This window comes from Pseudomonas sp. PMCC200344 (assembly GCF_030053095.1).
Classification (GTDB): Bacteria; Pseudomonadota; Gammaproteobacteria; order Pseudomonadales; family Pseudomonadaceae; genus Aquipseudomonas; species Aquipseudomonas svalbardensis.
Genome location: NZ_CP125618.1, coordinates 1,134,514 through 1,157,050 on the forward strand (window position 1 = coordinate 1,134,514; position 22,537 = coordinate 1,157,050).

Below are 22,537 nucleotides of genomic sequence, written 5' to 3' on the forward strand. Positions count from 1 at the left end.
ATGTCGAACTTAGTGACCACTGCTGGACACGCCCATGGCACGGACCATGGGCACGACGACCATCACCACGACTCGGGCGAGATGACCGTATTCGGTTTCTGGCTCTACCTGATGACCGACTGCATTCTGTTTGCGTCGATCTTCGCGGCGTACGCGGTACTGGTTAACAACGTAGCGGGTGGCCCGTCGGGCCACGACATCTTCGAGCTGCCATACGTACTGGGCGAAACCGCTCTGCTGCTGTTCAGTTCGATCACCTACGGCTTCGCCATGCTGGCGTTGTTCAAGGGCAAGAAGAACCAGGTCCTGGGCTGGCTGGGCATGACCTTCCTGTTCGGTGCCGGCTTCATCGGCATGGAGATCAACGAGTTCCACGTGTTGATTTCCGAAGGCTACGGCCCTAGCCGCAGCGGCTTCCTGTCCGGGTTCTTCACCCTGGTCGGCACCCACGGTCTGCACGTGACCAGCGGTCTGATCTGGATGGCGATCATGATGTATCAGGTGCAGAAAAATGGCCTGACGGCGACCAACAAGACCCGTCTGAGCTGCCTGAGCCTGTTCTGGCACTTCCTGGACGTGGTGTGGATCTGCGTATTCACCGTTGTTTATCTGATGGGGACTATGTAAATGGCTAACGCTCATTCCCACGATAGCCACGACGCCGGCCACGGCAGCGTCAAGTCCTATGCTATCGGTTTCATCCTGTCGGTGATCCTGACCGTCATTCCTTTCGGTCTGGTGATGTACCCATCGCTGCCGAAAGCCCTGACCCTGTGGATCGTACTGGCCTTCGCAGTCATCCAGGTGCTGGTGCACCTGGTGTACTTCCTCCACCTGGACCGTTCGGCCGCGCAGCGTAACAACGTGATTGCGTTTGTTTTCGCCGCGATCGTGATTGTCCTGTTGGTAGGCCTGTCGTTGTGGATCATGTTCAGTATCCACACCAACATGATGGCGCACTGAGGAAAGTCCGGATGTCCTTTAAGCACTTTATCCAAATCACCAAACCGGGGATCATTTTCGGTAACGTGCTTTCTGTGGCGGGCGGATTTTTCCTGGCCTCGAAAGGGCATGTCGATCTGGCCATTTTCCTGGCCGCCATGATCGGCACGTCGCTGGTGGTGGCTTCCGGTTGTGTGTTCAACAACTGCATCGACCGCGACATCGACCTGAAGATGGAACGCACCAAGAACCGGGCGCTGGTCCAGGGCTTGATCTCCCTGAAACTGGCCCTGGCGTTTGCGACCGTCCTGGGTGTTTTCGGCGTTGCACTGTTGTACAAAGTGGCCAACCCGTTGGCCGCGTTGTTCGCGGTGATCGGCTTTGTCATCTACGTCGGTTTCTACAGCCTGTACCTCAAGCGCAAGTCGGTTCACGGCACGCTGGTGGGCAGTCTGTCGGGCGCCATGCCGCCGGTGATTGGCTACGTCGCTGTGACGAACAGCTTCGACATGGCCGCACTGACGTTGCTGGTGATGTTCAGCCTGTGGCAGATGCCGCATTCCTACGCCATCGCGATCTTCCGCTTCAACGATTACCTGGCTGCATCGATTCCGGTGTTGCCGGTGAAGCGCGGGATTCAAGTGGCGAAGAAGCACATCCTGCTCTACATCTTGGCGTTCCTCGTGGCGACCTTGATGCTGACCTTCAGCGGCTACGCCGGCATGAGCTACCTCGCCGTCGCCGCGGCCATGGGCATGTACTGGTTGTACATGGCCTGGACCGGCTACAAGGCAGTGGATGACACGGTCTGGGCACGCAAGCTGTTCGTGTTCTCGATCTTCACCATTACCGCGTTGAGCGTGATGATGTCGCTGGACTTTAAAGTGCCGAGTGAGCTGTTGCTGACTTACGCGCCTTAAGGTTTAGAGGCTGCAAAGAAAAGCCCCGCCTTCGTGAGAAGCGCGGGGCTTTTTGTTGGTCGGGCTTACACAAGAATCTTCCCACAGGGTTTTCAGGTTGTCGGTCGGAAGTCGCCTCCCTAACCTTCTGACGCTGCCAATACAGCGGCGATATTTGTTAGGCGCCGCGCCACACCCCAACAGTGTTAGAGGTTCGAAAATGGAACTGCCGGACGCAATCACCCCCTGCGTGAATACGAGCAAGGCATTGGGGCAGGCTTTGATTTCGATGTTCAAATCCGTCGAAGCGGAACTGGTACTTGAGAGCGCAGAACCTGGGGCGGTCAAAATTATCGTGTTCGGTGGCTGCGCAGTTCACCTTTATACAAATCATCGTGTTTCCACGGACGTCGATGCCGAGATCTATGAGGCGAATGTCCCGGAAGCTCTTCACCTTCAAACCATGCTCGCGGAGATACCTGAGCAATTTGTCGATGAGCGATCCGGTCGATTGATGGAGTTGAACTATGACCTTCAATACAACACAAGCTTTGGCCCAATTCACGAGGACTACTGGGAGCGGAGCCTTCCTCTTATGGAGTTTCCGATCGAATCTCCTTTGCACGTCCACATTGCCGCACCTATCGACATTGCCATCTCTAAGCTGGGTAGAGCTACCGAACAGGACATCGGCGATATCATGGCGCTTCTCAGGGGGGGCTTCATACTGAGCACCGAGCTCCATCGACTGGCATTGCAGGCGATTGATGTATATGTTGGCAACAAAGAGCCACCAACCTCGGTTCTCACCAATATTTTGCAAGACTACTTGGAGAATACAGATGACGAAGCCTCTTAACGGCCACGTCCTCTCATCCGCCTTGGACACACTGGTCAAAAGCCCCTTAAATCAAGCGGATGACGCTGCGCTTGTGAGCGCCGCCAAAGCTGTTTGGTACTCGAATTCGAACCTTGAGAGCGAAGTCACAGCTTTTCTGAATTGCCACACTGACGAAGTGGAGGTTCGCCGTGCAGGCTATCTGCTTGAACGATTCACTCGCTTTGCGTGCGTATCCGATATCCGCGTTTCTGAAACCCTCAATGCTCTTGAGCTTTTTGCATATACGACTTCCAGTCGAGAGGTGGCGCCACAAGCAGTCGCACCGCTGCGCCGACGTCGTGATGAGCTCGCCGTCTCTTGGGGGTTGAGTGAAGGCCTTGGCCTGAAGGCTCAAACGCTCATGCCTTTCCAGACTCGGCATTACGAGGCTGAGCAGCGGGCAACCATGAGGTAGCTCATGACAAAGCGCGATCTTTTTGCGGAGTTGATGCGGGGCGTTGACGACATGTCTGCCCAACGCCAAGGCAAGCTTAATAAGCTGTGTAGCAATTTGGTGAAGAACAAGCCCGCTCTCGAAACATGTTCGCAAGATCAAGTCGAAGACCAGGGCGCAGGCTGCCTTTTTGGTCAGGCTGGTGGGGGAAATCCCCGTCATGGTTGAGCTACTGGTCTGATACTTGAAAAGCCCCGCCCTCGAGAGAGGGGCGGGGCTTTTTTGTTCAAGCGCGGTTGCTACCCGGTGCGTCGAGCACCTTCACCACGTCATCGATAATCGCCTTACTCATATCCTGCAAAAAATGCGACGCCCAGGCGTGTCGGTCGGTGTCGCGGACCATGGCGGCGTCTGATGCGAGAAGTTTGGCGACGTGGAGCAGGTCGGAGGCGTGGGAGAGGGCTTTGATCACCGGGACACCGGCATTGATGCGGAACAGCGGTTGGTCGGCGTGGTAGGAGAAAGGGGTGAGACCGATGGTTTTCAGGTCTTGGGGGTTGGTCATTGGGCACCTCCGGTGGTTGGGCGGTGGTGGGGGATGACCGGTGGAGCAGAGGTGCAGATTTTGGACGGATCAATAACGTGCATGAACAAACTCCAGAACCAAAGTAGAGCTGCCACGTTCGTTATCAGGCGAATGGGTGGCAGCTATGCGCAGGCTGATAAACCGGTATGCACGACCCGGCAGACCCGAAGGTCTCCCGCGCACAGCCGCCAGTGCATGAGTTTGCAGACATAAAAAAACGCCTGCAATCATGATTTGGGCGCTGGTACGCGCGCATATTACCGGGTTATCAGGCCCGGTCGCTGAATTGGCAGCGACAGCCTCAAGCTATCGGGCATTTTCAGAAGCCGCAATCGTAGCGATCTGGTGGCTTGTGAGCATGTCAGGCGACATCTTGTAGAAGATGACTTTGGTCTGATCCTGTCGGTCGACAGTGTGATCACCACAATCCTTGTGGGAGCGGGCTTGCCCGCGAAGAGGCCGTCACAGTCAGTATTGATGTTGCCTGATGCGCCACCTTCGCGGGCAAGCCCGCTCCCACAGAATTGATATCAGTCAGTTATTTACTTTATGTGTCTAGCAACCGGAAAAACCGTTCCCGCACCTGGCTGTTATCACTGTGCGCCACGTTGAAGCGCAGGAAGTGGCTAGCGCTCGGCGCTTTGCTGAGCAGGGTGCCGGGCGCCAGTACAAGGTCGATTTCCAGGCCTTTCCTTGCCAGCGTTTCGGCATGCAGCCCTTCGGGCAGACGCGTCCAGATAAACAACCCTTCCCCCGGCAGCGAAGACGCCGAGCAACCTGCCTCCACCAGCCAACTCGTCACCCGACTGCTCGACTCTTAAAGCCGATCCACCGTGCGCCGGGTATGTTTGGCATAGCTGCCGTCACTGAGCATCGTGCAGATAATCTGCTCCGCCAGTTCCGAAGTCATGCCACCGCAGGCCATTTTGAGCGCAACCAGCCGCGCAGCCAGTTGCGGTGACAGTACCGCGTAGCTGACGCGGCTGTTAGCCGTCAGGGTCTTGGAGAAGCCGGACACGTAACTGACATTGTCCAGCCCGCCCGCCGCCAGTCGCGGCGTCGTTCGTTGCTGCAAGTCGCAATACAAATCGTCTTCGAGGATGTGGAAACCATAGCGGTGACTCAACTCCAGCAAGCGATAAACCTGCGCCGGGGAGAACGAATGCCCGGTCGGGTTGTGCAAGGTATTGTTGGCCATGTAGAGCACGGGACGATGGGCAATCAGCAGTTGCTCGAAGGCCTCAAGGTCCATGCCGTCACTCCCGCGGGGGATTGTGATGACCTTGGCACCATGCAAGGCCAGATTGGTGTGCATGGTGAAGTAACACCGATCGTCGAGCAGCACGGTGTCGACTTGCCAACGTTCATCAAGTCGGAGAGTTCGCGGATTGGCGGCAGTTTGGCCCCGTGAGGCAGTCCGCCCTGGCTGATCGCCACCGACAATTGGTCGACGATCTGCTGGACCAGTGGCACGCCAGGCCTAACCAACTGCTATTCCGCATAAACGCCGGCGTCCCGGTGATTCAAGCCCTCTCCCACGCCTCTGATCTGCTCCACGTCGCCAAACTCCTTGCATCAGACGCCGCCATGGTTCGCTATACCGACATCCATGCCTGGGCGGCGCATTTTTTGCGGGATATGAGCAAAGCGATCATCGATGACGTGTTGAAGGTGCTCGACGCTCCGTGTAGCAACCGCGCTTGAACAAAAAAAACCCGCACTTCTTTCGAAGGCGGGGCATTCAGGTGTTCGCTCGTCAGTTCAATCGTTTTCGAATCTAAGGGACATCAATTTGATCCGAGCTGATTTTCATAGGCCAGCCCCCGAATCGAGATCTTTGGGCTAATCTGTCAAAAAAAACGGATCCAATTTTTGATCGAGGAGGATAGATGACTGAACACATGACCTGTGATGAACGATTCATCGCGCTGGCAAAAGAGCTCGGTTACGACATCTACGGTGAGAATACGGCCGGCGGGCATTACGCGCTGTTGGTGCGGCATCACGATGAGCTTTACATCAGCGGTTTGGTGCCGCGGATGAATGGTGAAATTCAGTATCCGGGCAGAGTAGGCCAGGATCTGACGCTGGCAGATGCACAGAGCGCTGCCAGCATCAGTGCGTTGCGCGGTCTGGCATTGATTGTTGATTCCATCGGTTCGCTGGACAAGATCAAGTCGCTATTGCGCGTCACGGTTTACATAAAGTCCACCGCGGATTTTGTCGATTTGAGCGAAGTGGCCAACGGCGCATCGGACGTTTTCAGTCATGTACTGGGCGATGCTGGTAAACATACACGAACCACGATCGGCGTTTATCAACTGCCGAAAGACGCAGCCATTGAAGTTGACATGATCGTGGCGATACGGCCATCAACGCTCTAACAATGAACCAGCAGGCAATAGAAAGGCCCGCGCTGAATCTCAGTGCGGGGCTTTTCAGTCATCGATGACGTGTATTACTGCGCGGCGATGCTGTAGCCATCGAACGCGGTTTGCTGCTGAAGCGCGGTGATGATGTTCTTGCGGTTAACCGCTTGTTCGGCCCCGGCATTGTCCAGGAACGTCTCGCTTTCCAGTTCCGCTTCTTCGCCTTCACCGACGAAGGTGAAACCCAGGAACTCCAGCGCTTCACGGTCAACGTTCAGTCGCGAACGCGGGGTGCGCAGCGGCAACGTCACGCTGATACCGTCTTTGCTGATGGTGAACACTTCGACATCTTTCTTGGCGCGAGCCGCCTTGCTTTTGCCACTGCTCGGGTTGCTGATGGCCTGGTGTGTCTGGTTCAGCACTTTCAGTGCGAGGCCATAGACCAATTCCTGAAATGCCGGGTCGTCCTTGAAACTGGAGAGAATCCGGCTGATCGGGAATTTGCTGCTCAAGTCTTCCAGGGCAGCAATGTCGGCAGCCTCGGCGTCCTTGAGCTGCTTGAGTTCGCCCATCAATTGGTAGGCTTTATCGTCGTCGAAGCTGTCGTGAGCCTGGCGAATCGCGGCGCGCAGCTCGCGGATCTGGTCGCTTTCCCGGGTGGACTGGAAAGCGTCCAGGACCATCTCGCTGATGGTCTTGGCCTGGGGCACGTGCTGTGAAAGATTGATGGAGTTTTCGTATTCCGCTTTGGACGACAAGGTGACTACGGATTCAGCGGTATTGGAATCGGACATTGAAATTTCACTACTTCTTTTAACTTGGGTTGAGGCGAGAAAGCTCTGGGCCTTTTCAGGCCGCCTAATCTATTGGACCGAGGCGGCGTTGTCACGGATGAACAGGCGGCTGGTCATCATTTTTGGCACAGCGACTTTTAACCGGCGGCTATCTGGGGGCGTTTTGCCTGAAGTGTCAGCAGTAGCCGACTATTTCCCCAGCGAATTCAGATTCATCGACCGAACCGCCAATTGCTCGGCCGTTTGCTGATCCACCGCCAATGAAAAGCGGAAGGTCGCGCCGCGTCCGGGAATGTCAATCAGCTGGATCTCGCGGCCATGCAATTGCAGGATCCGGTGCACGATCCGCAATCCCAGTCCACCGTCACGCCGTGCGCCGCCAATGTTGAACGGGCGCAGGAACAGACCTTCGCGCAGTTCGGCAGTGATGCCAGGGCCGGTGTCGCTGACGGTGACTTCAATAAAAGGTCCTTGAGGGCGCAGGCTGAGCTCGATTTCTCCCCCTTGCGGGGTGTGGCGCAGGGCATTGTCGAACAGGTTGGTGAGCACCCGCTCGATCAATCCAAGGTCGGCGCAGGCCGCCGAGACATTGGGTGCGAAGGTGGCCTTGAGTTCGACGTGACGCGCCTCGGCCGTCAGTTCGAACTTCTGGAAAATGTCCTGCACCAGATCGGTCAGCGAGAAACGCTCCAGCACCGGTTGCACAAAGCCATGTTCCAGGCGCACCAGCTCCAGCAGCGATTGCGCCAGACCACCCACCTTGCGGCTTTGATCCAGCGCGATGCCCAGGTAACGGCGGCGGTCGGCGGGTGACAATGTAGCGTCCTTGAGCGACAAGGTTTCCAGGTAACCGTGCAGCGAGGCCAGAGGCGTGCGCAGGTCGTGGGAGATGTTAGCCACCAGTTCGCGGCGTTCCTGATCCTGGCGGGTCAATGAACGCCATTGCTCACCGAGGCGAGCTTGCATCTGCCGGAAGGCGGCATCGAGTATGGCAATTTCATCGTGGCTGGCGGCTTGTTCCACCGGGACGGATGCCGGCGGCGTTACCGGAGTGCCATCAATGTCGAAGCGGCTGACAGTTTCGGTCAAACGGCGCAAAGGTCGGGTGATGAGGGCGAATGCCGTGAGACCGGCAATCAGGCACAGCAACGCCACCAGCCCGATGGACAACAGCGCGGTATTCAGGGCAGCACTGGTGGCGCCGCGTTCGGCGAAGCGGTCGTGCTCTTCGCTGAGCAGCACCACATAGAGATAGCCCGCCGGTTTGCCGCTGACCTGTAATGGCGCGGCGCTGAACACTTTGCGGCCATCGACGCTGCGCGGATCGTCGCCGAGAATCGGCAGGGCATCGCCCTTGAGCAGGCGCTGGATCGGCGCCAGATCGACCCGCTCCCGGCGTATCCGACCCTCGGGCGCAGCACTGCCGACAATCCGGCCCTCGGGGTCGAGCAGATAGACCTCGACACTGGGATTGACCAGCATCAGTTGGCTGAACAGGTCGCGCACGGCGTCGGGCATCAGGCCTTTGGTGTCCATCAGCACGGTGTCATGGGCGATGTGCCGGGCCAGATCCCGCGACAACCCCTGCACCACTTCCAGCTCATGCATCTTGTTGGACCGCACCTGCATCCAGGCCGACGTGCCACAGCACACCAGCAGCAACACGGCGAATACCAGAGACAGGCGCTGAGTCAGGGTCAATCTCACGGCTGCTCCTCCCTGGCCGCGAATTTGTAGCCTCGTCCCCACACCGTGAGGATGCGCACCGGTTGTGCCGGATCAGCCTCGATCTTTGCCCGCAGGCGGTTGATGTGAGTGTTGACGGTGTGCTCGTAGCCTTCATGGCTGTAGCCCCAGACTGCGTTGAGCAGGTCCATGCGCGAGAACACTTTACCGGGCTGACGGGCGAAGAAATACAACAGGTCGAACTCCCGTGGCGTGAGGTCGAGGCGGCGACCGTCAAGGGACACATCGCGAGTGATCGGGTCGATGGCGAGGCCGTCCGTGATCAGGCTGCCGGCGTCCATTTTCAGGTTACGGGCCATGGCGTCGACCCGTCGCAACAGTGCTTTGACCCGGGCCACCAGTTCGAGCATCGAAAAGGGTTTGGCCAGGTAATCGTCGGCACCGAGTTCGAGTCCGAGAATCCGGTGCACTTCGCTGGAGCGCGCACTGGTAATGATGATCGGTGTGTAGCGGGCCATGGCGCGGGCGCGGCGGCAGATTTCCAGGCCATCGACGCCGGGCAGCATCAGGTCGAGGATCAGTGCGTCCCAGCTTCCTTGCTGCAGCAGGCGCATGCCTTCATCGCCATCGGCGCAGTGCACCACCTCGAACTGCTCATCGCGTAGATGCAGGCAGATAAGGTCGGCGATATGCAGGTCGTCCTCGACCACGAGGACGCGTTTGGTCTGTTCCATCAAGCTCAATCCTTCGGCGCAATGAGCGCATTGTGCGGGTTTTCCGGGGCCTGAGTTATCACGAATTGTTTAACTTCTCGTGAGGATTTGGCGATCAACCCAAGCCTAGGCTGTGTTCCATGACAGGCATCTGGAATTTTCGGAGACGACCATGTTTTCACGGCGACAGTTTCTCGTAGCAAGCAGCGGGCTAGGCGCTGCAGCCCTGGTCATCGGTGTATTGCCAAAATTTGCCGCGCGTTCTGCACTGGTCAGTGATGCCGACGCGGCAGAGGTGTTCGAGGTGACTCACAGCGACAGCGAATGGCGCGCCATGCTCAGCGCCGAGCAGTACGAAATCCTGCGCGAAGAGGGCACCGAACGGGCCTACAGCAGCCCGCTGAACAACGAGCACCGTGAAGGTACGTTTGCCTGTGCCGGCTGCGATCTGCCGCTGTTTTCTTCCGCGACCAAGTTCGACAGCCGCACCGGTTGGCCGAGCTTCTGGGCACCGCTGGACAAGGCTGTGGCCACTCGTCAGGACCGTTCCTTCGGGGTGCTGCGCGAGGAAGTCCACTGTCGGCGTTGTGGCGGTCATCTGGGTCATGTCTTCGACGATGGGCCCAAACCCACCGGCTTGCGCTACTGCATGAACGGCCTGGCGATGACTTTTGTGCCGCAGGCGACTTGATCCGCGGGTACTCCCGTTCACTCATTTTTGCAGGTCGACGTTATGTGGCTTCTGGTCCTGTTGCTGCCGCGATTGGCCGAGCGTCTGACTCGACCACTGGTGGCGGCTGGCAGCCGGCTGTCGGAAGCCGCGGGCGCGGATGCCCGACCGCGTCCCGGCGCGTCGTTCCTGATCGGCGTCGCCTCGGGCCTGCTCTGGGCACCGTGCGCCGGGCCGATTCTGGGTCTGTTGCTGACCGGAGCCGCGTTGCAAGGGGCAAGCATCGCAACCACCTTGTTGTTGCTGGCCTACGCTGCGGGTGCCGCAACTTCCCTCGCGGTGGCGCTGCTGCTGGGTGGTAAAGTCTTCGCGGCTATGAAGCGTTCCATCGGCGCTGGCGAGTGGCTGCGTCGAGGTCTGGGCGCCGCGATGCTGGCGGGTGTGGCGGCGATTGCCCTGGGACTCGACACCGGTATTCTGGCGCGGATTTCGACGGCGTCCACCGGCGGTATCGAGCAGGCGTTGGTGGGACGACTGGCCGGCCAATCTTCGAACGTTAGTGGGGCGATGATGGCGCAGATTCGCGCCTCAGGAAGTGCAATGAAAGCGGCTGACAAAACGCCGGGCGCACTGCCGATTGAAGGCAACCTTCCACCGCTGGACGGCGCGGTGCAATGGCTCAACTCGCCACCCCTTACTGCGCAGGCCTTGAAAGGCAAAGTCGTGCTGGTGGATTTCTGGACTTACTCCTGCATCAACTGCTTGCGCTCGCTGCCTTATGTGAAGGCTTGGGCCGAGAAGTACCGCGATCAGGGATTGGTGGTGATTGGCGTCCATGCGCCTGAGTTTGCTTTCGAACGAGACGTAGGCAATGTCACCAAAGCCATGAAGGACCTGGGCATCAACTACCCGGTAGCCATCGATAATGACTTCAAGGTCTGGCGAGCTTTCAACAACCAATACTGGCCAGCCCACTATTTTGCCGACGCTCAAGGTCTCATCCGTTATCACTATTTTGGTGAAGGCGAGTACGCCGAATCGGAACGGGTGATCCAGCAACTGCTGCGCGAAGCAGGAGCAGCGAAAGTCGCGGAGGGTCTGATCAATGCCAGTGCCGAGGGTGTTCAACTGGCCCCGGACATGAACGAAGTGCAATCACCGGAAACCTATGTCGGCTACCAGCGTGCCGAGCATTTCGTGCCTGAAACCAGCCTGGTGCCGGACAAGGTGTCGGCCTATAGCGCTCCATCGCAATTAGCACTCAACGACTGGGGCCTGGACGGTCAATGGAATGTCGGCCCGGAACGGGCGACTTCAAGCGCGCCGGCCAGTCGCATCGTCTACCGCTTTCATGCCCGCGATCTGCACCTGGTGCTGGGGCCTGGCACCGACGGTAAACCGGTGCGTTTCAAAGTGTTGATTGACGGAAAAGCACCCGGCGATGCCCACGGTACCGACGTGGCGCCCGACGGCAGCGGCAGCGTGACTGAACAACGCTTGTACCAATTGGTGCGCCAAACCGGCGGCGTGAAGGATCGGACCTTCAGCATCGAGTTTCTCGATCCCGGCGTGTCGGCGTATGCGTTTACGTTCGGTTGATCGTCATTCCATTCATTCAGGAATCAGCCTCATGAAAACCTTATTCACCTGGCGCCGTACCCTGTTGGGCCTGGCCGCTGCCGGCGTCATCGGCCAATGCTTGGCGTTCTCCTTCGGTGCGGCGGAAGAAGCGGTCATCATTCCTCCACCCATCCTCGACGAAACCACCCAGGCCGACAGCGAAAGGGCGGTCTTTGCCGGCGGTTGCTTCTGGGGTGTCCAGGGTGTGTTCCAACATGTGAAAGGGGTGAAGAAAGCGGTCTCCGGTTACGCCGGCGGTGCAGCCAACACTGCTCAGTACGAGCGGGTCAGCAGTGGCGATACCGGTCATGCGGAATCCGTCGAAGTCACCTTCGACCCCCGTGAGGTCAGCTATGGCACCTTGCTGCAAATCTACTTCTCGGTGGCTCACAACCCTACCGAACTCAATCGTCAGGGACCTGACAGCGGCACTCAGTATCGCTCGGCGCTTTTCCCGGAAAACAGCGAACAACAACGTGTCGCCCAGGCCTACATCGCCCAGCTGGACGCTGCTCGTTCGTTCAACAAACCCATTGTCACCAAGCTGGAAACCTACAACGGTTTCTACCCGGCCGAGGAGGAACATCAGGATTTTCTGACCGAGCACCCGACCTATCCCTACATCGTGATCAACGATCTACCGAAGGTCGCGCAGCTGAAAAAGCTTTATCCGGATCGGTATCAGGAGAAACCGGTGTTGGTGAAGGCGGGGATGTGAATGGCGGGTTGGCTATTTACGACGCGGGCGCTCCATCGCAATGGTCGACGTTTCAAAACCCAGACTTGAAAAGAAATCCGAAGCACCTTCCCGACCTGCTCGCAGAACCCAGGTGATGTCGGTGTTCTCGCCCATGACATGCTCAACCAATGCGCGCCCGATACCTTCACGTCGATGTTGTCCACAGACAACGACCATCGACAGATAACCGTTTGATAGGCCGTCCGTGATGCCTCGGGCAAACCCGATAATCTGGGAGTCCTTCTTAGCAACGGCTGTGCGTTGGGAGTTAGTGATCAACTGCGCAAAATGTTCAGCGGAACCTGTGCGATGAGCCCATCCGTTCTGCCCTAGAAAAAGGCGTACGGACTCTACTTCCGAGGGCAGTACATCGCAGACATGCAAGGCGTTGTTCATCCGGAAATCACATTCTTGCCCGCGATCTTCGACCGATACAGCGCCTGATCGGCCCTGGCCAGCAACCCGGTCTTTTGTTCTTCTTCAAAGCGCTGAACCACGCCAAAACTCATGGTCACTTGAAAGTCCCCCACTGGCAGCAGGCTTGCCAGGTCATGGCGGATACGTTCAGCGAGGGTCCGGGCGTCGGCGAGAGGTGTATTCGGCAGGATCAGGATGAACTCGTCGCCACCCCAACGCGCGAGCAGATCGCCCTCGCGGACGCAGTGCTTCACGCTCTCGACCACCTGCACCAATGCCGCATCGCCCAGCGCGTGGCCATAGTGATCGTTGATGTTCTTGAAGTCGTCGATGTCCATCGCAATCAGCGACAGCGGTTGTCGAAAGCGCTGGGCGCGTTCGCATTCCTGGGGCAGGGCTTTTTCCAGAAGATAGCGATTGGCGATTGAGGTCAGTGTGTCGGTTTCCGCCAGTTTGCGGTTTTCTTCGAGTTGGATTTGCAGTTGCTGATTGACGCGAGACAACTCTCGGGTGCGTTCTTCAACGATCGCTTCAAGGGATTGGTTGCGTCGTTCAAGCGCTTCGAACAGGCGCTTCTTGTCGTCGATGCTGCGGTGGGCGCCGACCATCCGCGCCACCGAGCCGTCGGCATTGCGTGCCAGTACGTAGCCACGGTCTTCGATCCAGGTATAGCTGCCATCCTGCATGCGGCAGCGATACTCAGCCTGATAACCGGGGGCTCGCTGATTCAGGTAGTCATCGAAGAGCGCCATAACCTGCAGGTAATCGTCGGGATGGATCACGTTTTCCCAGGTCAACACATTGTTATCCAGGGAATGAGGCGGGTAGCCGAGCATCTCGTACCACCCGGGATTGCGGTAGACGAACCCAGTGTTGGCGTTCCAGTCCCAGATGCCGTCGCTGACCAGTTCCAGAATGGTGTGCAGCATGTCTTCGTTCAAATCCGACAGATTGAACTTCAACGACTCGATACTCGACGCCTCACCCATCTCCGCTCTCCCTGCCGCCCTGATATATAAGTGACCCGCCAGTCGAGGAGATTAGTCGATGGCGTATTCGGTCGGCTAGTGCTTGCCCCATCTCTGCAAGGCAAAGTCGACGAAACTACGCAGTTTTGGTAAACGGTAGCGATCCTGGGCATACATCAGGTTCATCGGTCGGCTCGGCGGCAGGTAATCCTGCATCAATGCCACCAGTTTTCCGTCCTTGAGATCTTGCTCCATCAACGCATCAGGCAACACCACGATGCCCATACCGGTTCGCGCCGCTTGATGCAGTCCTGCCGAACTGTTGATCAACATCGGTCCATTGACCGCTACCGCCACTTCACCCTCGGGACCGGTCAGGCGCCAATGCTTTTCCACCGACTGCCAGTCATCCCCGGCCGGATAGGCAAAGGATAGACAGTCGTGGTGTTGCAGATCATCGGGTTTCTCCGGTATGCCTTTGCGCGCCAGGTACTCCGGTGATGCACACATGGTCAGGCTGTAGTCGAGGAGTGGACGGGCGATCAGGTGGGTCTCCTCGGTATTGCCCAGGCGAAACGCCACATCGAAACCGTTTTCGAGCAGGTCCGGACGGCGATTGGTGAGGACCACATCCAATTTGACGCGTGGACACAGCAGAGCGAATTCACTCAGGGCAGGTGCCAGTTTTTCAGTGCCGAACGTCAGCGGTGCAGTGATGCGCAAGGTGCCGCTCGGTTCGTCGAGGGCCTGCTCGGCCAACCGTTCGGAATCGGCCACCAGCCCCAGCACTTCGAGGCACCGCTGGTAATAAGCGGTGCCGAACTCCGTTAACCGCTGGCGTCGCGTCGTACGGTGGAGCAGGCGCACACCCAGGCGTTGCTCCAACGCCCGCAGGTGATTGCCGACCATGGTGGTGGACATTTCGCACTGCAACGCGGCGGCGGTCATGCTGCCGGTTTCCACCACTTTGACGTAAACGGTCATTGCCTGGAACAAATCCATTATCAAGCTCGGCTTTAAAATGATTGAAGTGTTGCAGCGTTTATCTAGTTCAGGTGGCTAACCATACTGCAAAAACACCGACTATTGATGGAGCTTGATGTCATGACCGCCGCCTGCCTGATGACCACTTACCAACCTTTGGCCTTGAGTTTCAGCAAGGGCCTGGGCACGCGCCTGTGGGATCAGGCCGGTCGTGAATACCTGGACGCGGTGGCGGGCGTGGCAGTGACCAACGTCGGTCACTCCCATCCGAAAATTGTCTCGGCCATCAGCGAACAGGCCGGGCTGCTGTTGCACACGTCCAATCTTTACAGCATCGACTGGCAACAGCGGCTGGCGCAGAAACTGACGCAACTGGCGGGCATGGAGCGAGCGTTCTTCAACAACTCCGGTGCCGAAGCCAACGAGACGGCGCTGAAACTCGCTCGGTTGTATGGCTGGCAAAAAGGCATTGAACAACCGCTGGTGGTGGTCATGGAAAACGCCTTTCACGGCCGCACCCTGGGCACCTTGTCCGCCAGTGATGGCCCGGCCGTGCGCCTGGGTTTCAACGAGTTGCCGGGGGACTTTGTCAAAGTGCCATTCGGCGACCTCAAGGCGCTGGACAAGGTGCAGCAAGCCCACGGCCCGCGCATCGTGGCGATCCTGATGGAACCGATTCAGGGTGAAAGCGGTGTCCAAATGGCCCCGCCCGGTTACCTGAAAGCCATTCGCGAACTCTGTACTCGGCGCTCGTGGCTGCTAATGCTCGACGAAATCCAGACCGGCATCGGCCGCACCGGCCAGTGGTTTGCCTTTCAGCACGAAGGCATTGTTCCGGACGTCATGACCCTGGCCAAAGGCCTGGGCAATGGCATTCCCATCGGCGCCTGCCTGGCTCGGGGCAAAGCCGCCGACCTCTTCACCCCCGGCAGTCACGGCAGTACCTTCGGCGGCAATCCACTGGCCTGTCGCGTGGGTTGCACCGTGCTGGAGATCATCGAAGAACAAGGGCTGCTGGAAAACGCCAAACTTCAGGGCGAGCGTTTGCTGGCCAGATTGCGCATCGAATTGGCGGACGACCCGAATGTATTGGCGATCCGTGGACAGGGATTAATGATTGGCATCGAACTCAAGCAGCCGATTCGCGACCTGACCCTCATCGCCGCGCGGGATCACGGCTTGCTGATCAACGTGACACGGGGCAAGACCATTCGCTTGCTGCCGCCGCTGACGATTGATGAGCGGGAAGTGGAGATGATTGTCAGAGGGGTTTGCCGGGCAGTGAACGCGGCCTGAGATTTATCTCAGTAGTGGTATCTACACATCACAACGCGGATTTCACCATCCTCGACTGCATAGACCAAGCGATGCTCGGCTGTAATCCGGCGCGACCAGAAGCCGCTCAAGTTGTATTTGAGCGGTTCAGGTTTTCCGAGTCCATCGAACGGCTCGCGCTGGATTGATTTGATCAGCAGGTTGATTCGCTTGAGTCCTGCGTTATCGTTTTGTTGGAACCACAGATAGTCTTCCCAACCTTCAGGAGTGAACTCGATATTCATTCTTCGATGAGTTGCCTGGTTTTAGTTTTCCCTGCTCGCAGGTTGCCGATCGATTTGATCAAGCGTTCTGCATTAGCAGGGGAGCGAAGTAGATAGGCTGTCTCTTCGAGGGCGTTGTACTCCGCCAGAGACATCATCACCACGGGTTCGCCTTTCTGGCGAGTGACCAACAGTGGAGCGCGGTCTTCATTGACCCGATCCATGGTTTCGGCCAGATGTGCACGTGCGGTGGTGTAGTTGATGGTTTGCATGTTGTAGTCCTCGCTCGATGCAAAGAACGTACAGAAATGAGTACAGGATGACAAGGCGATACCTACGAGTGGTCGTTGCGCAGACGATGCATCCGCGCTTGTCCTGAGTATCACCGAAGATTCTTCAAGACGTTTCCGTGATCGATGTAATCCCGATCCGATTTACTCGACATCCCCCGGCACCCAAGTTTTTTGATCGTTCCCATGCTCAGCGTGGGAATGATCGAGGGTGAAATGCACACGGCCTAGGCATCGGCTCAGTGCCTTACGGACGCAAACGGCCGCTCCCCCAAACTCTCCACCAAACGAACCAGATAACCGTCCGGATCCTGCACCAGAAATTCGCGTTGGCCGACTTCCACCGCCTCCGCGCGATACCAGACATCGGCGCAGGGACGAAACAGCGGCCATTCAACGTCGGCCAGGCGCTGGAGTATCGGCTCGACGACATCGACCGTGATTTGAAAGTTGATGCCGCGACCAAACGGCGCTTGCAGTGTGCCGGTCATCCACTGGCCTTCGGCCGGGTCGTATTGCTCCAGCATGATCTGAACGCCGTTTTGATCAAGGTAGGCAAAACCGACTTCGGGACGTTCATAGGCGATTTGAAAGCCGATCAGGGAGGTCCAGAAGTGAAGGCTTTTCTTGATGTCGGTGACCATCAGTTCGGGGACTAATTTGCTCCGTGCAAACATACGTATCCTTGGTAAACAGTGTGAGTTAGTTGGCCTGTAACACGGTGTCGGCGAATGTTGTGATTTCGGTTCGATCCCTGAGTTTGAGTTTCGAACCGCTAAACCCTTCGAACAGACGCTGATGCGCGGCAAATCCACTGGAGTCTTCGCGCGTACGATAGCTGCCGGCCCAGTCGAGCAACGCAATCAACAACTCGTCATTCTTGTCCCGCTGCGCCTCTCGCTGACGAATATTGGCAACACATTCCTCATCTTCAACGCGCAGCCAGATCAGTGCTGTCGCCCGGGGCAAGAGTTCGCTGATGATCCAGCCGTAAACACCTTCGATCACCCAGCGCTCTTCACTGGCCACCACCCGTGCCATGCCCAACGCCTCGGCACGGGGGCGGGCGATGCTGTGTTCGTCGGACAACCAGTGAATCGAGTCGAGATCGACCCATGGTATGTGCAAGTGCTCGGCCAGTCGTTCGGCCAGCCAGCTTTTGCCGGAGCCGGAGTTGCCGATGATCAGGGTTCGAGTGAGGTTCATGAGCGACACCGGTCATGTAAGGGAGCCGTAATCCGATCATTCCCACGCAGAATGGAACGGTCGGCCTTCAGTCGTCATTCTCAGGAGCAACCATCCGCGTCTTCGGCGAACCGTTTGAGTTGTGCTGATAGATCTCCTGTGGCTGTCCTTTTTCATTAAAGAACACCTGCCCGATCCCTGCCGAATTCCACAGTCGTTCACCTGCTTCAGCATGTTCCGGGACATGCGGAACAATGCGCATGCGCCGGCGTTTGGTCAGCCAGTTGAGCGGCGAGCGGGGCGAGTAGAGCCAGCGGTTGAGGCGGTCGAACCACTCGAGCAGCGCGGGCGGGAACTCGTTTTTGATGCCGCTGCTGGTGATCTGCCAGATGCGCGGGGCGGCCTTGCGGTGTCGGATCAGTACTTCGTAGACGAAGGAATAATGCACATCGCCCGACAGCACCACGTAATTACCGGGTGTGCGCGAGTGTCGGAAAATGTTCAGGATCACCTGGGCCGCGCCGCGATGGGCCATCCAGTTTTCGGCGTCCACCAGTAGGGGATAACCGCACCAACTGAAAACGCGCTGCACGGTTTCGATCAGTTTGACGCCGAAGATCGGTGCTGGCGAAACGATGATGGCCGAAGGGTGATCGAGCAGTTCCTGTTGCAGTTCGCTGAGGGCTTCCCAGTCCAGCAAACCTGATGGCTGCTTGAGGTTCATTTCGCTGCGCCAGCGTCGAGTGCGGGTGTCGAGCACGACGATGGCCGGGCTGGTGGGCAGCACGTAATGCCAGTTCTGAAATCTCAGCAGTTCGTCAATCAACCCGTCCTGAATGTCACTGTCGAGGTAGCGGTCATGCCCGGTCGCGCTCAAGCCGCCGGTCTTCTTCAGCACCGCGCCGAACGCATCCGGGTTGTTGCCCCAGCCCTGGCACAGCATGTAAGCAATCAGTGCGTTGCCGATGATGCGCCTGGAGAACGGATGGCCGTAGGCCGTTTCCTCCCATTGCGCGGAAAGATTCCAGTCGTCGGTAATATCGTGGTCGTCGAAAATCATCAGGCACGGCAGGTGCGCGAGTGCTCGGGCGACGCCTCCAAGACCGGCCTTGAAGCCATCGATGCGCGTCTGCTCAAGCGCATAACGCTCGCGTCTTGCCGGTGTCAGTGCCGGTGGTTGTGGGTCGATCAATGTCCAGGGTGTTGGCGACCAGACCAGCAGGTACATGGCCATGACTTCGGCGAACGTCACCAGATGGTTGTCGGCACTGCTGCTGGTGAAAATCGGCTTACGCGCCCCACCGAAAAATCGCTCGCGCAGGGTTTTGTTGCTCTCCAGCGCCGGTAATAAATCCGCACGATGGTAGTAGCTGGCGGGGTGCTCGTAGAGTTTGGCGCTGTCGCTGACCACCGCACCTTCGAGGTGCTCTTCGAACAGCCCAAGCCGCTTGATCAAGTCATGGATGGCTCGCAGCATCGGCCCTGCGACATCGTCGGCATAAACCTGATCGCCGCTCATCATCAACAGCGCCGGGCGTTTGTGTGCGTCCGCCTCCGCCTCCAGCAATCGATCGACGCAAAGCAAACCGTCCAGGGCCGGATGGTGAGGTTTGCGGCAGGAGCCGTGCAACAGATGATCGGCCCGTTTGCGCAGGACGAAGTTTGGGCAACGGGCGTCGCCGTACAGCAAGTGCGGGGCCCAATCGGCGATGCCTGTGCCAGCGTCGTCAATCAACAGGTCGTATTCGATTAACGTATCGCAGGGCAGGGCGGCGTCCAGCGACACGTCGATCAAATGAACAAAGGCCTGGGTGCCCACCGCAATGACCGTGCACTGACTCGCGTCGAGGTGGATGGCGTCGCGATCTTGCAGACGTAACGTCAGCGACAACGCCCGCGACCCCACAAGCCACATCACCAGCCGCGTGGGCTCCAGACGCCGCAACAGCGGCCCGACCAGGACAGGGGGCAGGGATTGATGATCGTCAGGCAGCGGCAAAGACATGGACATCCGGGTTTTTGGAACAGAGAAGCGCGCGATGATAACGCAGCTGAGGTCAATGAAACGCAACTGGCTCGAATCTGACAGTCAAGGCAGCAGCTCGCTGTCCGCCTTCATTACATCCGTCTCGCCATTGGCCACAAGCCAGCGAAACAGCTCTGTCACGGACACCGTGTGGCTGCGTTCAATCCATCGCACCAGCGCCGGGCCATAGTGTTCGGTGTAGCGGCTGAGCACCAGATGGCGACAGTCCGCTGACAGGCGCAGGGTAATTTCCCGACAGTGCAAAGTGGCCGGGTCGTGCTGGATGACCCGTTGCTGCAGAATCAGGCCATTGCCTTCAGAAACCATCGGCCGGTGCTCCTGTGCATTGATGTTTGGTTGTCTGCGCCGAACCTTGTTTGCCATCGGCGACATAAGCGGCACGATGCTCGGCGACTACGTTGCGTAACGCGCTGTAGTAGTCCGGCAGTTTTTGCAGGCTGTCGGTCAGCGGTAGGGCTTCTGCGCGACCATCGACGATGCCGCCGACGGTGCTGATGGTGGACAACGTGTCCACGGTGTCGCTGTTGCTGCCAAACGGATTGACCACAAAACCGAGCACGCGGCCGGCGGCGTCGCGGCTGTTCGAGGTGCCGAGCAATGGCAACTCGACGATTGGCCCGTTGCCGATGCCCCACACGCCGAACGTCTGGCCGAAATCTGCGTCGTGACGCGGGATACCGGCCATGCCGGAGACATCGATCAAGCCCACCACACCGACAGTGGTGTTGAGCACGAAACGCCCGAGGGTATTGGCCGAGCGCATCGGGTTGCCTTGCAGCAGGTCATTGATGAACACCTTGGGCTCGCCAAAGTTCGCCACAAAGTTATGCACACCGGTCTGGAAAAAGTCCGGCGAGTAGCGATAGCCGCGAGCGACCGGCGCCAGGGCATAGTCATCGACCACCCGGTTAAACGCGAAGACCCCACGATCGAACGGCTCCGCCGGGTCGTACACCGAATAGGTGATGTCGGCGCAACTCACATCGGTGGTGGACGGCGGCTGACCAAACCCTTCGACGCCCGTGAACTGCTGGCCAGGGTGCGCGCTGTGCTGCGTCGCGTGGACGAGCGCCGTCCGGTATCGCAGGAACGGCCACGGCCACGGCCGCTGATCGACTTCGCCGACTGGCACCTGGACGTTACGCGTCGGGAGCTGCGTTCGCCGGACAACGTGATGATTCCGCTGTCGGCCGGCGAATTCGACTTGTTGCTGGTTTTCGTCGAACACCCGCAGCGCATTCTCACCCGCGAGCAATTGCTGGACCTGGCGCGCGGGCATTGTCATGAGGCGTTCGATCGCAGCATCGACGTTCAGGTCAGCCGCCTGCGGCGCAAACTCGAGTCCGACACCAAGCGGCCGGCGATGATTCGCACCGTGCGTAATGGCGGTTACCTGTTCACGCCCAGCGTGACGCGGCGATGAGCTGGTTGAAGCGGATTCGCCGGGATACGGTGGCGCGCTGGATCGCGTTGACGATCATTTTGACCATGCTCATTTCATTGGCACTCAACGGGCTGTTTATCCAACTGGCCGGCGTGTGGGCGCGTCCGCCGCTGACCGAAACCGGCCTGCTGGAAAAAGCCGCCGCCATCAGCCGCGTCATCGAGGCCGCGCCGGCGCCCCTGCGAAACTCATTGGCGCAAGCTGCCGGCGAGAATGGCTTCACCGTCAGTTGGCACCCTGATCGGCACGATCTCAATCTGCCGACCGTGGACGATCCGAAGTCCGGCATCGGCTCGACCATCTTGCAGCCGATGCTCAGAGCCCCTGACCGGCGCATCGAAGCCTATGAACCGGCCGACTGGACGGAGCACACGGCGGACGCACGTTACGCGCTGCTGATCGAGCTATCGGATTCGTCCTGGCTGATGTTCTCCGCGCCCTCACGCAGTTGGGGCCTCGACGAAACGCCACGCTACCTGATCGTGATCCTGCTGGTGCTGATCTCCACCGCACTGGTCGCACTGATCGCCACCCGGCGCCTCGCCACACCTTTGCAGCACTTTGCCGACGGTGCCCGACGCTTCGGCGTGGACTTCCGCGCACCGCCCATCGAACCGCTGGGCCCACAGGAAATTCGCCAGGCCATCCTCGCATTCAACGCCATGCAGGCCCAGTTGCAGCACTTCATCCGCGACCGCACGCAAATGCTCGCCGCCATCTCCCACGACCTGCGCGCGCCCCTGACGCGGATGCGCTTGCGGGGCGAATTCATCGAGGACAGCGAGCAACAGCAGCGGTTGTTTCGTGATGTGGATGAAATGCAGGCGATGATCAACTCGGCGTTGGAGTTCTTCCGCGATGACGCCCGGCTTGAGCCGGCGACCCAGTTTGATCTGGCGGAACTGCTGCAAACGTTGCTGGATGATTACGGGGATCAGCGTATTGAAATTGCTTTCAGTGGGCCGCTGCGGTGGGTGTATTTCGGGCGACCGTTGGGGCTTAAGCGGGTGATGACCAATCTGCTTGATAACGCGATCAAGTACGGAAGTGAGCCGGCGATGGAACTGATCCCCGGAGCTGGGGAGGTGAGGATCAAAGTACTGGATCGTGGGCCGGGTATTCCTGAGTCCAGTCTTGAACAGGTTTTTGCACCGTTCTTCAGAATGGAGGGGTCGCGGAACAAAAGCACGGGGGGTGTTGGTTTGGGGTTATCGGCGGCGCGGGCGATTGTGCTGGAACACGGAGGCGAGCTGACACTGCGTAATCGGTCGAAGGGCGGGTTGGAGGCGTTGGTAGTGTTGCCGGTGCATCCAACACCCAGACAGTTAAGCAATTTCTGCAATGACGCAATCTTGTAGCAGCTGGCGGAGCC

The 22,537-nt window shown here is 58.5% G+C and carries 26 protein-coding genes and 2 pseudogenes; 12 read left to right on the forward strand and 16 right to left on the reverse strand.

Features of this window, described 5'->3' with window-relative positions:
- The 4 genes from QFW87_RS04980 to QFW87_RS04995 all read left to right on the forward strand — a co-directional run bounded on the left by QFW87_RS04980 (nt 1) and on the right by QFW87_RS04995 (nt 2,700).
- Complete coding sequence (locus QFW87_RS04980) at nt 1–627, forward strand: cytochrome o ubiquinol oxidase subunit III (RefSeq protein WP_283183049.1); 627 nt, start codon at nt 1–3, stop codon at nt 625–627.
- The gene (gene cyoD / locus QFW87_RS04985) at nt 628–963 is read left to right on the forward strand and encodes a cytochrome o ubiquinol oxidase subunit IV (RefSeq protein WP_008025399.1); all 336 of its coding nucleotides are present in this window, start codon (nt 628–630) and stop codon (nt 961–963) included.
- Between the two features lie 11 nt (nt 964–974).
- Nucleotides 975–1,862: a heme o synthase gene (gene cyoE, locus QFW87_RS04990; protein ID WP_095132943.1), complete on the forward strand. Its 888-nt coding sequence runs from the start codon at nt 975–977 to the stop codon at nt 1,860–1,862.
- 199 nt (nt 1,863–2,061) lie between these two features.
- Nucleotides 2,062–2,700 (forward strand): DUF6036 family nucleotidyltransferase, encoded by a 639-nt coding sequence (locus tag QFW87_RS04995; RefSeq protein ID WP_283189951.1) that lies wholly within the window; start codon nt 2,062–2,064, stop codon nt 2,698–2,700.
- Nucleotides 2,701–2,746: 46 nt separating this feature from the next.
- Here the strand turns inward: QFW87_RS04995 and QFW87_RS05000 are convergent, their stop codons facing one another.
- From QFW87_RS05000 to QFW87_RS05010, 3 genes and pseudogenes are all read right to left on the reverse strand, one after another.
- Nucleotides 2,747–3,337: a hypothetical protein gene (locus tag QFW87_RS05000; RefSeq protein ID WP_283189952.1), complete on the reverse strand. Its 591-nt coding sequence runs from the start codon at nt 3,335–3,337 to the stop codon at nt 2,747–2,749.
- Between the two features lie 64 nt (nt 3,338–3,401).
- On the reverse strand, nt 3,402–3,680 hold the full coding sequence (locus QFW87_RS05005) for a DUF3077 domain-containing protein (protein ID WP_283183053.1): 279 nt from the start codon (nt 3,678–3,680) through the stop codon (nt 3,402–3,404).
- 568 nt (nt 3,681–4,248) lie between these two features.
- A pseudogene (locus tag QFW87_RS05010) lies at nt 4,249–5,189 on the reverse strand (aminotransferase class I/II-fold pyridoxal phosphate-dependent enzyme).
- Between QFW87_RS05010 and QFW87_RS05015 the strand changes: the two are divergent.
- Together QFW87_RS05015 and QFW87_RS05020 are read left to right on the forward strand one after the other, a co-directional pair.
- Nucleotides 5,145–5,405, forward strand: a complete 261-nt coding sequence (locus QFW87_RS05015) for a DUF3077 domain-containing protein (RefSeq protein WP_283189953.1) — start codon at nt 5,145–5,147, stop codon at nt 5,403–5,405. The pseudogene QFW87_RS05010 and the gene QFW87_RS05015 overlap by 45 nt on opposite strands.
- Nucleotides 5,406–5,590: 185 nt before the next feature.
- The gene (locus QFW87_RS05020) at nt 5,591–6,085 is read left to right on the forward strand and encodes a RidA family protein (protein ID WP_283183055.1); all 495 of its coding nucleotides are present in this window, start codon (nt 5,591–5,593) and stop codon (nt 6,083–6,085) included.
- Between the two features lie 74 nt (nt 6,086–6,159).
- On the opposite strand, the gene QFW87_RS05025 is transcribed toward QFW87_RS05020, so the two are convergent.
- The 3 genes from QFW87_RS05025 to QFW87_RS05035 form a co-directional block, all read right to left on the reverse strand.
- The gene (locus QFW87_RS05025) at nt 6,160–6,864 is read right to left on the reverse strand and encodes a hypothetical protein (RefSeq protein ID WP_046045968.1); all 705 of its coding nucleotides are present in this window, start codon (nt 6,862–6,864) and stop codon (nt 6,160–6,162) included.
- Between the two features lie 189 nt (nt 6,865–7,053).
- The gene (locus tag QFW87_RS05030; RefSeq protein WP_283189954.1) at nt 7,054–8,571 is read right to left on the reverse strand and encodes a HAMP domain-containing sensor histidine kinase; all 1,518 of its coding nucleotides are present in this window, start codon (nt 8,569–8,571) and stop codon (nt 7,054–7,056) included.
- A complete protein-coding gene (locus tag QFW87_RS05035) occupies nt 8,568–9,284 on the reverse strand; it encodes a response regulator transcription factor (protein ID WP_046045971.1) in 717 nt (238 codons plus the stop codon). The genes QFW87_RS05030 and QFW87_RS05035 overlap by 4 nt, the downstream gene beginning before the upstream one ends.
- A gap of 151 nt (nt 9,285–9,435) precedes the next feature.
- Here QFW87_RS05035 and msrB point away from each other — a divergent pair, with 151 nt between their 5' ends.
- From msrB to msrA, 3 genes are read left to right on the forward strand one after another with little or no spacing between them, the layout of a single operon-like run.
- Nucleotides 9,436–9,954, forward strand: coding sequence for a peptide-methionine (R)-S-oxide reductase MsrB (gene msrB / locus QFW87_RS05040; protein ID WP_283189955.1), 519 nt, complete (start codon nt 9,436–9,438; stop codon nt 9,952–9,954).
- A gap of 42 nt (nt 9,955–9,996) precedes the next feature.
- Nucleotides 9,997–11,532, forward strand: coding sequence for a redoxin family protein (locus QFW87_RS05045; protein WP_283189956.1), 1,536 nt, complete (start codon nt 9,997–9,999; stop codon nt 11,530–11,532).
- Between the two features lie 31 nt (nt 11,533–11,563).
- Nucleotides 11,564–12,271 carry a peptide-methionine (S)-S-oxide reductase MsrA gene (msrA, locus tag QFW87_RS05050; RefSeq protein ID WP_283189957.1) on the forward strand — a complete coding sequence of 236 codons (708 nt, stop codon included), beginning with the start codon at nt 11,564–11,566 and terminating at the stop codon, nt 12,269–12,271.
- Nucleotides 12,272–12,283: 12 nt separating this feature from the next.
- Here msrA and QFW87_RS05055 read toward each other — a convergent pair whose 3' ends face one another.
- From QFW87_RS05055 to QFW87_RS05065, 3 genes are all read right to left on the reverse strand, one after another.
- Nucleotides 12,284–12,688: a GNAT family N-acetyltransferase gene (locus QFW87_RS05055; protein WP_283189958.1), complete on the reverse strand. Its 405-nt coding sequence runs from the start codon at nt 12,686–12,688 to the stop codon at nt 12,284–12,286.
- On the reverse strand, nt 12,685–13,698 hold the full coding sequence (locus tag QFW87_RS05060; RefSeq protein WP_283189959.1) for a sensor domain-containing diguanylate cyclase: 1,014 nt from the start codon (nt 13,696–13,698) through the stop codon (nt 12,685–12,687). The genes QFW87_RS05055 and QFW87_RS05060 overlap by 4 nt, the downstream gene beginning before the upstream one ends.
- 75 nt (nt 13,699–13,773) lie before the next feature.
- The gene (locus tag QFW87_RS05065; RefSeq protein ID WP_283189960.1) at nt 13,774–14,679 is read right to left on the reverse strand and encodes a LysR family transcriptional regulator; all 906 of its coding nucleotides are present in this window, start codon (nt 14,677–14,679) and stop codon (nt 13,774–13,776) included.
- Between the two features lie 102 nt (nt 14,680–14,781).
- On the opposite strand from QFW87_RS05065, the gene QFW87_RS05070 reads away from it, so the two are divergent.
- Nucleotides 14,782–15,957 (forward strand): aspartate aminotransferase family protein, encoded by a 1,176-nt coding sequence (locus tag QFW87_RS05070; protein WP_283189961.1) that lies wholly within the window; start codon nt 14,782–14,784, stop codon nt 15,955–15,957.
- An 8-nt stretch (nt 15,958–15,965) separates the two neighbouring features.
- Here the strand turns inward: QFW87_RS05070 and QFW87_RS05075 are convergent, their stop codons facing one another.
- The 7 genes from QFW87_RS05075 to QFW87_RS05105 all read right to left on the reverse strand — a co-directional run bounded on the left by QFW87_RS05075 (nt 15,966) and on the right by QFW87_RS05105 (nt 20,703).
- Nucleotides 15,966–16,220, reverse strand: coding sequence for a Txe/YoeB family addiction module toxin (locus QFW87_RS05075; protein WP_283189962.1), 255 nt, complete (start codon nt 16,218–16,220; stop codon nt 15,966–15,968).
- Complete coding sequence (locus QFW87_RS05080) at nt 16,217–16,471, reverse strand: type II toxin-antitoxin system prevent-host-death family antitoxin (RefSeq protein WP_134096615.1); 255 nt, start codon at nt 16,469–16,471, stop codon at nt 16,217–16,219. The genes QFW87_RS05075 and QFW87_RS05080 overlap by 4 nt, the downstream gene beginning before the upstream one ends.
- Nucleotides 16,472–16,728: 257 nt before the next feature.
- Nucleotides 16,729–17,166 (reverse strand): VOC family protein, encoded by a 438-nt coding sequence (locus QFW87_RS05085; RefSeq protein ID WP_283189963.1) that lies wholly within the window; start codon nt 17,164–17,166, stop codon nt 16,729–16,731.
- Between the two features lie 25 nt (nt 17,167–17,191).
- Nucleotides 17,192–17,695, reverse strand: a complete 504-nt coding sequence (locus tag QFW87_RS05090) for an adenylate kinase (RefSeq protein WP_283189964.1) — start codon at nt 17,693–17,695, stop codon at nt 17,192–17,194.
- Nucleotides 17,696–17,762: 67 nt separating this feature from the next.
- Nucleotides 17,763–19,685, reverse strand: coding sequence for an alkaline phosphatase D family protein (locus QFW87_RS05095; RefSeq protein ID WP_283189965.1), 1,923 nt, complete (start codon nt 19,683–19,685; stop codon nt 17,763–17,765).
- Between the two features lie 78 nt (nt 19,686–19,763).
- Complete coding sequence (locus QFW87_RS05100; protein WP_283183069.1) at nt 19,764–20,027, reverse strand: hypothetical protein; 264 nt, start codon at nt 20,025–20,027, stop codon at nt 19,764–19,766.
- The gene (locus tag QFW87_RS05105; RefSeq protein ID WP_283189966.1) at nt 20,017–20,703 is read right to left on the reverse strand and encodes a VacJ family lipoprotein; all 687 of its coding nucleotides are present in this window, start codon (nt 20,701–20,703) and stop codon (nt 20,017–20,019) included. The genes QFW87_RS05100 and QFW87_RS05105 overlap by 11 nt, the downstream gene beginning before the upstream one ends.
- 18 nt (nt 20,704–20,721) lie before the next feature.
- Between QFW87_RS05105 and QFW87_RS05110 the strand changes: the two are divergent.
- Together QFW87_RS05110 and QFW87_RS05115 are read left to right on the forward strand one after the other, a co-directional pair.
- Nucleotides 20,722–21,144 (forward strand): annotated as a pseudogene (locus tag QFW87_RS05110) (response regulator transcription factor); the annotation flags it as partial.
- Nucleotides 21,141–22,523, forward strand: a complete 1,383-nt coding sequence (locus QFW87_RS05115; protein ID WP_283189967.1) for an ATP-binding protein — start codon at nt 21,141–21,143, stop codon at nt 22,521–22,523. The pseudogene QFW87_RS05110 and the gene QFW87_RS05115, both read left to right, overlap by 4 nt.
- Nucleotides 22,524–22,537: the final 14 nt, after the last annotated feature.

Coding starts and splice junctions, on each gene's coding strand:
- QFW87_RS04980 (WP_283183049.1), top strand. CDS start 1: ATGTCGAACTTAGTGACCACTGCTGGACACGCCCATGGCACGGACCAT.
- cyoD (WP_008025399.1), top strand. CDS start 628: ATGGCTAACGCTCATTCCCACGATAGCCACGACGCCGGCCACGGCAGC.
- cyoE (WP_095132943.1), top strand. CDS start 975: ATGTCCTTTAAGCACTTTATCCAAATCACCAAACCGGGGATCATTTTC.
- QFW87_RS04995 (WP_283189951.1), top strand. CDS start 2,062: ATGGAACTGCCGGACGCAATCACCCCCTGCGTGAATACGAGCAAGGCA.
- QFW87_RS05000 (WP_283189952.1), bottom strand. CDS start 3,337: ATGACGGGGATTTCCCCCACCAGCCTGACCAAAAAGGCAGCCTGCGCC.
- QFW87_RS05005 (WP_283183053.1), bottom strand. CDS start 3,680: ATGACCAACCCCCAAGACCTGAAAACCATCGGTCTCACCCCTTTCTCC.
- QFW87_RS05020 (WP_283183055.1), top strand. CDS start 5,591: ATGACTGAACACATGACCTGTGATGAACGATTCATCGCGCTGGCAAAA.
- QFW87_RS05025 (WP_046045968.1), bottom strand. CDS start 6,864: ATGTCCGATTCCAATACCGCTGAATCCGTAGTCACCTTGTCGTCCAAA.
- QFW87_RS05035 (WP_046045971.1), bottom strand. CDS start 9,284: ATGGAACAGACCAAACGCGTCCTCGTGGTCGAGGACGACCTGCATATC.
- msrB (WP_283189955.1), top strand. CDS start 9,436: ATGTTTTCACGGCGACAGTTTCTCGTAGCAAGCAGCGGGCTAGGCGCT.
- QFW87_RS05045 (WP_283189956.1), top strand. CDS start 9,997: ATGTGGCTTCTGGTCCTGTTGCTGCCGCGATTGGCCGAGCGTCTGACT.
- msrA (WP_283189957.1), top strand. CDS start 11,564: ATGAAAACCTTATTCACCTGGCGCCGTACCCTGTTGGGCCTGGCCGCT.
- QFW87_RS05055 (WP_283189958.1), bottom strand. CDS start 12,688: ATGAACAACGCCTTGCATGTCTGCGATGTACTGCCCTCGGAAGTAGAG.
- QFW87_RS05060 (WP_283189959.1), bottom strand. CDS start 13,698: ATGGGTGAGGCGTCGAGTATCGAGTCGTTGAAGTTCAATCTGTCGGAT.
- QFW87_RS05065 (WP_283189960.1), bottom strand. CDS start 14,679: ATGGATTTGTTCCAGGCAATGACCGTTTACGTCAAAGTGGTGGAAACC.
- QFW87_RS05070 (WP_283189961.1), top strand. CDS start 14,782: ATGACCGCCGCCTGCCTGATGACCACTTACCAACCTTTGGCCTTGAGT.
- QFW87_RS05075 (WP_283189962.1), bottom strand. CDS start 16,220: ATGAATATCGAGTTCACTCCTGAAGGTTGGGAAGACTATCTGTGGTTC.
- QFW87_RS05080 (WP_134096615.1), bottom strand. CDS start 16,471: ATGCAAACCATCAACTACACCACCGCACGTGCACATCTGGCCGAAACC.
- QFW87_RS05085 (WP_283189963.1), bottom strand. CDS start 17,166: ATGTTTGCACGGAGCAAATTAGTCCCCGAACTGATGGTCACCGACATC.
- QFW87_RS05090 (WP_283189964.1), bottom strand. CDS start 17,695: ATGAACCTCACTCGAACCCTGATCATCGGCAACTCCGGCTCCGGCAAA.
- QFW87_RS05095 (WP_283189965.1), bottom strand. CDS start 19,685: ATGTCCATGTCTTTGCCGCTGCCTGACGATCATCAATCCCTGCCCCCT.
- QFW87_RS05100 (WP_283183069.1), bottom strand. CDS start 20,027: ATGGTTTCTGAAGGCAATGGCCTGATTCTGCAGCAACGGGTCATCCAG.
- QFW87_RS05115 (WP_283189967.1), top strand. CDS start 21,141: ATGAGCTGGTTGAAGCGGATTCGCCGGGATACGGTGGCGCGCTGGATC.